The sequence below is a fragment of the Verrucomicrobiota bacterium genome (genome assembly GCA_034440155.1).
Classification (GTDB): Bacteria; Verrucomicrobiota; Verrucomicrobiia; order JAWXBN01; family JAWXBN01; genus JAWXBN01.
In genome coordinates this window covers 1-10386 of the sequence record JAWXBN010000126.1, presented here as the reverse complement: position 1 = coordinate 10386, position 10386 = coordinate 1, and the positions used below count along the sequence as shown (strand labels likewise).

The following is a 10386-nucleotide window of genomic DNA, read 5'->3' as shown; positions in this document are numbered from 1 at the left end:
GAGGACAATGCTCCCGGGACAATGGCCAGGAATATGGAAAATCCGGAAGGTGAGGTCTCCGAAGCTCAAGGTGTCCTGCTCGTCAATCAAACGTGTGGCTGCGACAGCTTCAACAGGTGGGAATCCATATCTTTCTTGGACCTGGGGATTAGTAATCATCTTCAGGTCGTCGGGGTGGTGGAGCACTGCGCATTTGTGCTCGCGCGCGATTTGTGCAGCGTCCCAAGTGTGGTCGAAATGGCCATGGGTCAGGATGAGTGTATGCAATTTGCTCCCGCTTTCCTTGAGGCGATCATTGAGCCAGTCAGCAGATCCTTCCGGGGCATCAATGAGAACGGCCCCGACAGAAGTCGGGATGAGATAACAATTTGTCTGGGCGAGTCCGCCTGTATATCGGTCGATTTGCACGGCGGAGTCTTACAAGTCGGGACGGGGTTTGACAATCGAAAAAAATGCTATTTTACCAAAAAATAAATACCGATCACGAGCAGGAGAAAATAAACGGTATTCATAAAAGTCTTTTCAGGCACCCGTGCATTGATCCAGACCCCGATCAGGGAGCCGGTAATCATGGCTGGCAGGATCCATAATCCATAGAGCAGGGTTTGCCCGGTGATCAAATGCTGGGTGACGTATGTCGGGACTTTCATGAGGTTGACCAGGGTGAAAAAACAAACGCAGGTCGAGACAAAGGTATGCGGGGAAAGTTTCTGAGGAATAAGGAACATGGTCATGGCCGGCCCACCTGCATGCAGGATCGTCGAGGTATATCCGGCCCCGGTGCCAAAGAAAAAGGCATTGGTCCAGCTGGGTTTCATATTTTTTTCAGCCTTGAGGATCCGTTCGCGCAAGATGCGCAGGAGAAAAAAGAGGATACAGATCACCCCGAGCAATTTGCGTAGGAAATCTTCGGAGCAGAAAACAAAGGTGACTGTGCCGATCAATATCCCGAGGATGGTCCCCGGCAGGAGTAACTTGATCAAATGCCATCGGGCACCCTTAAAATAAAACCGAAAAAGGATCAAATCACAGATGATCATGATCGGGAGCAGGACCCCTGCCGCCTTTGCTGGGGGTAGCACAAAAGCCAAGAGCGGGACAGCGATGACGCCCGCGCCTCCTCCAAAACTAATCCGTGAGAGGCCCACGACTACGATCGCCAGACTAACCACTAAGAATGATTCTGGACTAGCAAAGGGAAACATTATTTCTTGCGTTTCCTCTTGATCTTGACGCCCACATAACTTGTCCCCGGCAGGATGAATTTATGGATCTCCACCTCCACGGCATCCACGGAGTAAGCATTCAAAATCATCTCGGCGATCTCTTGGGCAAAATGCTCGATTAATTTACGCGGTTTTTTCGCGGCGAGCCCGTGGATTTTTTGGTACACACCGTAGTAGTCAGTAGTTTGCTCGATCTCATCGGTACGCCCGGCTTTTTTAAGGGGCTGGAATAATACCACCGTGACGACGAGGTCTTGGGCAAAACGGCGTTCCTCATCGGGCACACCGATACGTGTGCGCACGGCCATATTTTTAATAATAATTTGATCAGGCATTTTGTCTTTCATATTCTTTAATCAATATTTTTGTCGGCGTGTTTAAATCCAGCTTTTTAGCCTCAGCTAATGGAAGCCAGCGGTAAACCTCGGCTTCTTGATTCAAGACAACAGCCGTTTGGTTTGTCCGACAAATATAATTTAAGAGGAGAAAATGGGCTTTTTTATAAAATTCAGGCGGACGGATGCAGTCTTGAACCATGATGAAACGGATATGCTCCACGTCGAGGGCGGTCTCTTCCTTTATTTCCCGGATGAGTGCATCCTCCGAGGTTTCGTTGGTCTTGATTTTTCCGCCGGGGATTCCCCATTTATGGCTCCATTTATGAGTCTGAATCATCAGGACCTCATCTTTTGAATTAAAGATCAGGGCCCCCACTGTGGCGATGGGGAAATAATCGGGTAGCTCCCGGTGGCGGAGCAGATATTCCTGGAGGCTATGCAAATTGCCAAACATCAAATCCGGACTGGCTTTCTTGAGTTTATCTTCCGAGTCGTAGCCGGTTAATACCGCCACGGCGGTGATCCCCCCGTGGTGGGCTGTGTCGATGTCGTGTTGCATGTCGCCGACGAACATCGTTTCGCGTGGGTTGAGGCCATGGTCTGCGATGATCTGGCTGATCTTGAGTTTCTTGTCGATGATCTGGACATAGGGGAATTCAAAATAGTGTTTGATGCCCAGCCGCACGGACTGCACCGCAAAATGTTCTGCATGGATCGTGCTCAGCAGGAAAAGGCGGATGTTTTCTTTTTTGCAGAATTCGAGGAAATCCAAGGCGTGGGGCAGGAGACTGACATTATCTTGTAAACATTTAAAGGCCTTTTGGTAATGGTGATCCAGCTCGACCATGGTCGCTTCGGGCAGGTACTGGGCATAAAATTTCGGAAAGGGGAGGTAGAATTTTTCTTTGAATTCCTCCTGTGACCAAGGATGTTTCTGGTAATGGGCAAAGATTTGATTAGTCGCATCGAGAACCGGCCCCAGATCATCGACTAAAGTCCCGGACCAGTCCAAAATGATATTTTTATAATGCATAATCAAACCGATAACCTGAAAACCCCATTCGAGCAATCGGAATTGCTGTCTTTGCCTTCAAAAGTAATTTGGAGTATATCAGCGCATTTTTTCCGGGGGCTGGGGCGGGACAGATTTTAAAAAAAGACTAATACCTTTTCGACTTCTTCTTCCGTATTATAATAGTGGGGCGAGAAACGAATCAGCGGTGTGCCGTCGCGCAAATTGCGCGCGGAGACGTAGATCTTGTTTTCCTCGAGGGTTTTACCGAGGGCTTTTAAATCCTTGATGGGATGGGTCACGGAAAGAATGCCCGTGGACAAATGATCCGGGGCTTCACCGGCGACGATTTGGTAACCCTTCGCCCCGAGACGGCTGGCGAATAAATGGCGCAGGCGCAGGATTCGATCATAAATAGAGTCGATACCAGTATCCAAAAGCATTTTCATGGCCGCCTGCATCCCGACGATCCCGAGGAGATTCATCGCGCCGGGCTCGTAACGCCGAGCGGTTTCCTCGAAAACAACTTGCTCCTGGGCGATGAAATTTGGGCTGACGACATTCCACGCGCCAATGAGTGTGGGGTGGACGAGAGGAAAATGTTCTTTACGGATCCAGACGATTCCGGCGGCCATGGGACCGAGCAACCATTTATGGGAATCAGCGGAAAGGAAATCGACATATTTTGTGGAGGTAGGGACCGCCCCGAGGGTTTGGATCGAGTCGAGGCAAAAGAGGATACCCCGGCTTTTGAGGAAGGCGCCGATTTCATCGACGGGGAGCCGGACCCCGCTGAGGTAATTACAGGAAGCCAGGGAGACGAGGCGAGTTTTGGGTGTGACGAGGGCCTCGATATCGGCCACGGAGATCAGGCCCAGTATTTTTGTCTGGAGCCGCTTGACCACGACACCTTTGCGCTGGCAATTTGCCCACGGGTAAACATTGGCCGGGTAATCGTCCTGGTAACAAATGATTTCATCACCAGCATTCCAGTCGATCCCGTTGGCCACGAGGCTGAGTCCCACCGAGGTCGGTCCGAGCAGGGCGATTTCGTCAGGGTGAGCGCCCACGAGTTCCGCAGCGGTTTTTCGGGCGGTGGCGAGGATATGCCATAACCGCCCCATTTCTTGATTCCCCCCTCCGCCGAAATCAGCCATTTCTTTGATCGCATCCACCGCACAACGGGGCAGTGCGGTCACCCCGGCATGGGCCATAAAAATCGAATCTTTTACCGTGGGGAACTCATGGCGGCGGAGTGATTCATCAGACAGGAGATCAGTGATCGTGTTTTTCATTATTTTTGGATTGGAGTTTGAGTTTTGGAGCGGAGATCGAATTCGTGGCTTCTTTGAGGATGGATTCCGGCATTTTAATCCGGATCAGGGCCTCGGTGGAGCCGTCAGGAGCCTTGATTTCCTCTACCGCACTATTGAGCCAGAGGCGTTCCTGAGTCTCCAGATGGCGTTTTTCGATTTGTTCGGGATATTTGACGCTGAAAACGTACACCAACCTGCCGATCCCCACAAATATCCCCACGTGGATCAAGATCGAAATGATCACCATGAATGTTGTGCCGGTAAATTTCATCACACAAAAACTAACCGGATTCCCGTTGATTGTAAACCTCGGGGAGTGTGTGGATTTTTTTCATGGGTGATACGTGATTTTTCACTCGTTGTCAGGGAGTATTTAATGGTAGGTTATTTTCCACTGTGGAATATCGGAAATTAAAAAAAGAACTGCGCAAATTGCTCGGACAAAGGATCGAGGACATGTGTCCTGCCGAGATGGAGTCGGGTGCGCATCAGATTTGTAAAACCATTACCGGGATGCCCTCCTTTATCCAGAGCCGGAATATCCTCCTTTATGCGAGCCTGCCCGATGAGGTCCGCACGGATGAATTCCTCCTCAAGCTGTGGAAACAAAAGGATAAAAAGGTGATCCTGCCGAAGGTGAATCAAGAAACCGGGGAGATCGAGCTTTATGCAGTCCGGACGGCTAATGAACTTTTGCACGGGGTTTTTGGTGTGAGGGAACCCCTCCCCGAGGTCTGTGAGAAAGTGGATCCGGCAATTGTTGATTGTGCGCTGGTTCCCGGCCGTGGATTTGATGAACGCGGCCACCGGCTGGGGAGGGGGAAAGCTTATTATGACCAGCTCCTGTCCCGGATGCGCAAGGAAACGGAACTCATCGGTGTTTTTTTCGAGTGTCAAAAGGCGGAATTCATCCCGGATGAACCCCATGATTGGAAATTGCATTTTGTCGTGACGGAGACAAAGGTATATGAGTTCACCCGATGAATAACGTGAATATCCAAAAGACATACGTGGCTGTGATCGGTGCCGGGGTCAGTGGTTTAACTCTCGGAGTGGCCCTGAAGCAAAAAGGGGTCGATACACTGGTATTAGAGTCCACAGGGCGCCTCGGGGGCTCGATAGAGTCTGTGAAAGAGAGCGGTTACCTCTGCGAGATGGGGCCAAATACCTTGATGCTGGGTTCGAAAGTCGTGTCGGATTTTCTAGAAAGGAGGGGGTTACTCCAGTCTGCATTGACTGCCGGGGACTCAGCACGGAAACGTTTTATCGTGCATGAGGGCAAATTGCTCGCTTTACCGGGGAGCCCTTTGGAAGCGGTCACGAGTCCATTCCTTTCACTGAAAGGGAAAATCAAGATTTTTGGGGATATCTTTGCCCGGCCCAATATTGATCCAAATGAATCCGTCGCCGGATTTTTTAACCGGCATTTCGGGGATGAGCTCACCACGGAACTTGTCGGGCCGTTCGTATCAGGAGTTTACGCGGGTGATCCGCACCGGTTGGTCATGCGACATGCTTTTCCTTCGTTATGGAAAATAGGACGCGAAAGTGGGAGTATTGTCCGGGGGATATTCCAGAAAAAACGGATTCCGAAAGGTGAAAGAGTTCAGCGACGCCTGATCTCTTGGGAGAATGGATTAGCGGCTTTGATTGGATCCCTCAGCGGGGAATTGGCGGGTTCGGTCCTGACAGGATTCGGCGAGATCACGATTCAAAAAGACGGGGCAAAGGGTTATCTGATCTTATCCCCGCAAGGATCGGTCTCTGCGGAAAAAATCGTTTTTACCACCCCAGTGCCCACGACCCAAAAAATCCTGGCCCCCCTATTGGATTCCCCTGCGAAAAATTTAAGTTCGATCCCTTATGTCCCCATGGTGGCGGTGCATTTGGGTTTTGACCGGGAGCAAATCGCCCATGCCTTGGATGGTTTTGGGGTTCTGATCCGGCGGGGGTTAGGTATCCGGATTCTGGGAACCCTTTTTTCTTCGAGTCTTTTCCCCGGACGCGCGCCCGAAGGCAAAGTCTTACTAACCGTTTTTATCGGAGGGAGACTGGATCAGGATATAATGGATTTGAGTGATGATGAGATAAGGAAAATCGTTCTCAAAGAGCTTTCGGGATTATTGCAAATCAAAGGCAGTGAAGAGTTTGTAAAGATTAAACGCTGGGCAAAGGCGATTCCCCAGTATGAGGATGATTATGACCGTTTTCTCAGCTCGATAGAGGGTTTGGAGAAGTCCTACTCAGGCCTGCATTTCAGCGGGAATGCGGTGGGTGGGATTTCGGTGCCGAACTGTATTGAAAATAATTTACGACTCGCCGAGAAACTTTTTCTTGAAGGTGCTGTTTGAGAATGAGTAACACACAATAATCGATAACAATCGTAAAAAACTCATATGAACTTTATCCAATGGTTAACGCTGAATATCCTCAGTGCAATATTAGCAGTGCTTATCTTAGCCAGCCTATTACTTGCAAATAGTGCCCAGAATATGAGCCGTCAGGTGTCTAATGGGCAGCAGACGGTCCAAATGGCCCGCCAATCCGAGGTGTTATTAAGGCAGATCTCCCTCCGGATCGCCCAAGCCTCCGATAATGATGCCTCGATGAAACAAATTTTGACCAAATACGGCCTGAAAGTCAGTGTCCCCAATGCCGATGGAAGCACAAAAACCTATCCATGATTTATGGGTAAAATAAAACACGGCTAATCCATTAAAATATTTTATCAAAGAGGAATTTTATGAGCGAAGAAAATTTTATCCGCCAAACGGAAAAACAATACACACCTTTTACAGCGATTTTGATTATCTTGGTCGCCCTTCTGATTGTTTACGGGCTTCAATTTCGTACAATCATCACCCAGCGTGGAATGATTAAAAGTGCCAATGTCGAGCTGACCAATGTCATGCCACAAGCAGAGGCCCTAAATAACACCATGATCGCCATCAGCCAGGACCTTTTGAGTATGGCCGCCACAAATACTGCCGCCCGCCAGATCGTGGCCGATTTTAAGATTCAGGCTGTGCAAAATCAAAATGCTCCGCAGGGTGCCCCGGCTCCAAAGCCATAAGAGGATTTTTTTGAGTCAAAACTCAAATCAGTTAGTTGTTGTTGTTAAAGGGTTGGCATGTCAAGTGCCAACCCTTTTTTGTACCCAGAAACGTGCCATGGAGCTGGCACGGGCATTTGCTGGGGAAGAAAATGAATCCGGTAAATTAGCCGAGCGTTATTATGGTACACGCATTGATAAACGCCATTTTGTCGTCCTCAAAGAAGGGCTCGATCCTGATGCCGCGCAATTTGCACTTTACCAGGATGAGGAAGGCCGGCCACTGGGCTCACCCCCATCGACGGCGGAAAGAATGGTTTATTATGCCCGTCACGCTTCGGCCCTAGCTGTTTCGGTCGCGAGGAAGGCTATGGCAGATGCAAATTGCCCGTCGGAGCAGGTCACCCATTTAATCACAGTCTCTTGTACGGGGTTTGATTCGCCGGGGTTTGAATTCGATCTCATTGAGCAATGCGCTTTGCCACGGGATGTCGGGCGGTTGCATGTCGGGTTCATGGGATGCCACGGTTCTTTTAATGCGATGCGTGCCGCCCAAGCGATCGCGAGGGCTGATCGGGAGGCTAATGTCCTTATTGTTTCCGTGGAGCTTTGCAGTGTCCACATGCAGTACGGGTCACGATCCGAGGACATTGTGGCGAATGCCCTATTCTCAGATGGCGCGGGGGCGTGTGTGATCTCCGCCTGTGAGGATGGTAGTGAAGGTAAGCTGGTCTTGGAGGAATTCCTGAGTTATGTCATTCCCGGATCGCAAGGACAAATGGGCTGGCATATCCGCGACCAGGGTTTTGTCATGGACCTCAAGCGAGAGATTCCGAAATCCATTTACCGCCATTTACCCGGGGTGCTCACGGATTGGCTCTCGCAAAAGTGTGGGATGCAAATTCCGCAGGTGGGAGCATGGGGCATCCATCCCGGCGGACCGAGGATCGTGGAGGCCGTGCTCGATTGTTTGGAATTGCCGGAGGGTGCCGCCGATGTTTCATTCCACGTGCTCAAACAATTTGGGAACATGTCTTCGGCCACGGTTTTTTTTATGCTCGATGAGATGGCCCGCCGTAATTTGCCCCGCCCTTGGCTCATGATCGGGTTTGGTCCAGGGCTCTCCGTCGAGGCGGTATTAATCAGGGAATAAAATCTTTTTAATTTCTCCGAGGATTGCGTGGTGAACTCCCCATCTGCGCCGGGTGCTCAGGTTAATTTGAGCTGATGAGGATTTGGTTTTGTTTGGCATCGCGGGCGAGTTTATCATGGTGACCGGCCGTGCCATTGTGCTCGAGGAGGAGCTGGTCGGGGGTGGCGGCGGCCCCGGTGAGGTAGAAACCAGCTTGGTAATTGTACGGGAGGATTAATTGGAGTAGGGCTTCTTTCCAAGTGCCTTCGACCCAATACGGGTCGCGGAGAAATTCACCTTCTTGATTAAATACAGCCCAGAACCAAGTATAACTCTCGGCGTTCGTACCGATGAAGCCCCCCTCTTGTGCGACGACTAGATGCATTTCATCCTGGCCGGCATTGGTTTGGGCTTGGACGATGAGTGTGCCACCTTCTTTGAGATTCCAGCGCAGGTCCCAGAAATTTGTCCCGGCATCATCTTTCCAAGTGGCCCCGTTCCGCTCCACGAGAGCGATGAGTAGGCGCGCAAATTGTTTCCATTCTTGTTCCCCCCAGCCGACCGGCTGCACAATCGTCTTGATGCGCGACCAGCGCAGTTTCCATTCATTGACGAGGCGGCGGAATTCAACAACGGAGATCAAGGGTGGGGATTCTCCTAGCGGGTGCGGTTTTTGATGCCCATGGCGCGTTCGAGCTCGGCGACACGTTCTTTATAGCTTTCGGATTCTTTTTGCGTGGCGCGGAGCTGGGTGCTTGTGGCTGCCAGCTGGGTTTTTAATGTGAGTAATTCATCCCGTTGTGTTTTGATGACGAGCTGGACACCGGAGAGTTCTTCCTGGGTCTTGACCAGATGTTCATCGAGTCCGGAGATGGCTGCCGCATATTTTTCATCGAGGCGGTTAACGGTGACCTGCTGACTTTGTATTTCTTTCCAGAGGACATAACCACCGAACCCAGCTGTCGCCCCGAAAATCAGGACGATGACCAGGAGGAATAGTCCCACACCGGAGAGAATGGTATTCAGCGATTTTTGCTCTTTGGCTTGGCGATCGACATTACGTGTGTAATTGCTGCTGGCAGGAGAGGTGTAGGGTGTGGCCATGGTTTTTTCAGGGGTTGTATGTGTTTTTGATTCGTCGGGTGCAGGCTCTTCGGATATTTTTTTTGCCTGGGTTGATTTGATTTCTTTTTCAACAGGCAGACGGGGAGTTTCAGCTTTCAAAAGGGGAGTCTCCTGAGGGATGATCCCTTCAGGCTCAGTGGCTGGCCGGATATCTATTTGCTCTTCTTCGAGGATTTCTGCATCCACTCGCAGGGGAGGTATATTTTGGTGGATATGCAGTTTTGTTTTTATCGCATCCGAGGCGAATTCATCGGTGCTGGTAATCTGGATGATCGGTGTGGCCGGTTGGGCCTCGGCAGGATTATCTTGTTGAACGATGGCTTTGTCTTCGACACGGGGACTTTGCACGGCCGGATCAGGGGATGGAGCCGTGTGAGTCATCTCCTTTTTCTGTGATGGGACTGGCATCCCCTCTGTGGAAGAGGTGGTTTCAATGACATCTTGGGAAATGATTTTCGGGGGGGGTTGAAGAACCTCGAAATTCAATTCATAATGATCGTCATATTTTCTTTGGATGCCCATAGCCATAGTGTGCGATAAATGCGATTTACACAATATGTGGGGCACCCCATGAATTCAATAGTTTTTATAAATTTTCTTGAAATGATTTTACCTCGAAATGCGTAGTTACTCTACCAACCATTACAGTCATCGGCGTAATATGCCCGTTGGGACCGACGCTGATTTTGATAATAAATCACCCGAGGCTGATAATAGACGGGTTGGGGGGCATTATAATACCCGCGGTACGGGCGGCCATAAGACCGGTTATAATACACGGGTTGCTCACAGCTGTTATAATACCGGACAGGTTGGTAACAATTCTGGTATCCACCACCTGAGACAAAGGTAATTGACATACCAGCTTGTGCCTGAGATCCAATGGCGAGGAGGGCGCCAAGAACAATTAGCGGGAGAATGTATTTTTTCATATACAGTCTCAGACGGGGGGGTGCCACATTTTATTCATTTCATCTTTTAATATCTCGTTTCTGGCTTAATACCACCAGATTTGCTGACGGTTAGATCGATCTCCGGAAACCCGGGACCTCGATCATACTGTCTGTTTTGAAGCCGGATGTGATTTGAAGAGTGTGCGGAATAACGATCAAAATCCTTTCTTTGCCATCGGTTACCAGTATCATGACATCAACCGCATGGACACCCGCACGATCAATGCCGTCG

At 50.1% G+C, this 10386-nt stretch carries 14 protein-coding genes; 5 read left to right on the top strand and 9 right to left on the bottom strand.

The window, feature by feature from the left end; all coding sequences use genetic code 11:
- The 6 genes from SGI98_12720 to SGI98_12695 form a co-directional block, all read right to left on the bottom strand.
- Nucleotides 1-408: MBL fold metallo-hydrolase (locus SGI98_12720; protein ID MDZ4744266.1), on the bottom strand; the 408-nt coding region annotated here is incomplete at its 3' end.
- Between the two features lie 47 nt (nt 409-455).
- On the bottom strand, nt 456-1205 hold the full coding sequence (locus SGI98_12715; protein MDZ4744265.1) for a sulfite exporter TauE/SafE family protein: 750 nt from the start codon (nt 1203-1205) through the stop codon (nt 456-458).
- A complete protein-coding gene (gene folB, locus SGI98_12710) occupies nt 1205-1561 on the bottom strand; it encodes a dihydroneopterin aldolase (GenBank protein ID MDZ4744264.1) in 357 nt (118 codons plus the stop codon). The genes SGI98_12715 and folB overlap by 1 nt, the downstream gene beginning before the upstream one ends.
- Nucleotides 1554-2597, bottom strand: a complete 1044-nt coding sequence (locus SGI98_12705; GenBank protein MDZ4744263.1) for an NUDIX domain-containing protein — start codon at nt 2595-2597, stop codon at nt 1554-1556. Before SGI98_12705 ends, folB begins: the two co-directional genes overlap by 8 nt.
- Before the next feature lie 116 nt (nt 2598-2713).
- Nucleotides 2714-3871 carry an aminotransferase class V-fold PLP-dependent enzyme gene (locus SGI98_12700; protein ID MDZ4744262.1) on the bottom strand — a complete coding sequence of 386 codons (1158 nt, stop codon included), beginning with the start codon at nt 3869-3871 and terminating at the stop codon, nt 2714-2716.
- A complete protein-coding gene (locus SGI98_12695; GenBank protein ID MDZ4744261.1) occupies nt 3852-4166 on the bottom strand; it encodes a hypothetical protein in 315 nt (104 codons plus the stop codon). Before SGI98_12695 ends, SGI98_12700 begins: the two co-directional genes overlap by 20 nt.
- 122 nt (nt 4167-4288) lie before the next feature.
- Between SGI98_12695 and SGI98_12690 the strand changes: the two genes are divergently transcribed.
- The 5 genes from SGI98_12690 (at nt 4289) to SGI98_12670 (ending at nt 8097) form a co-directional block, all read left to right on the top strand.
- The gene (locus SGI98_12690; protein ID MDZ4744260.1) at nt 4289-4876 is read left to right on the top strand and encodes a 5-formyltetrahydrofolate cyclo-ligase; all 588 of its coding nucleotides are present in this window, start codon (nt 4289-4291) and stop codon (nt 4874-4876) included.
- Entirely contained in the window at nt 4873-6243 is a 1371-nt protein-coding gene (gene hemG / locus SGI98_12685) for a protoporphyrinogen oxidase (GenBank protein ID MDZ4744259.1), read from the top strand. The genes SGI98_12690 and hemG overlap by 4 nt, the downstream gene beginning before the upstream one ends.
- 45 nt (nt 6244-6288) lie before the next feature.
- On the top strand, nt 6289-6576 hold the full coding sequence (locus SGI98_12680; protein MDZ4744258.1) for a hypothetical protein: 288 nt from the start codon (nt 6289-6291) through the stop codon (nt 6574-6576).
- Nucleotides 6577-6635: 59 nt separating this feature from the next.
- Nucleotides 6636-6965, top strand: coding sequence for a hypothetical protein (locus tag SGI98_12675; GenBank protein MDZ4744257.1), 330 nt, complete (start codon nt 6636-6638; stop codon nt 6963-6965).
- A gap of 64 nt (nt 6966-7029) precedes the next feature.
- A complete protein-coding gene (locus SGI98_12670; GenBank protein MDZ4744256.1) occupies nt 7030-8097 on the top strand; it encodes a type III polyketide synthase in 1068 nt (355 codons plus the stop codon).
- A 61-nt stretch (nt 8098-8158) separates the two neighbouring features.
- On the opposite strand, the gene SGI98_12665 is transcribed toward SGI98_12670, so the two are convergent.
- From SGI98_12665 to SGI98_12655, 3 genes are all read right to left on the bottom strand, one after another.
- On the bottom strand, nt 8159-8719 hold the full coding sequence (locus SGI98_12665; protein MDZ4744255.1) for a hypothetical protein: 561 nt from the start codon (nt 8717-8719) through the stop codon (nt 8159-8161).
- Between the two features lie 14 nt (nt 8720-8733).
- Nucleotides 8734-9729, bottom strand: a complete 996-nt coding sequence (locus tag SGI98_12660; protein ID MDZ4744254.1) for a hypothetical protein — start codon at nt 9727-9729, stop codon at nt 8734-8736.
- Nucleotides 9730-9833: 104 nt separating this feature from the next.
- A complete protein-coding gene (locus tag SGI98_12655; GenBank protein MDZ4744253.1) occupies nt 9834-10133 on the bottom strand; it encodes a hypothetical protein in 300 nt (99 codons plus the stop codon).
- Nucleotides 10134-10386: the final 253 nt, after the last annotated feature.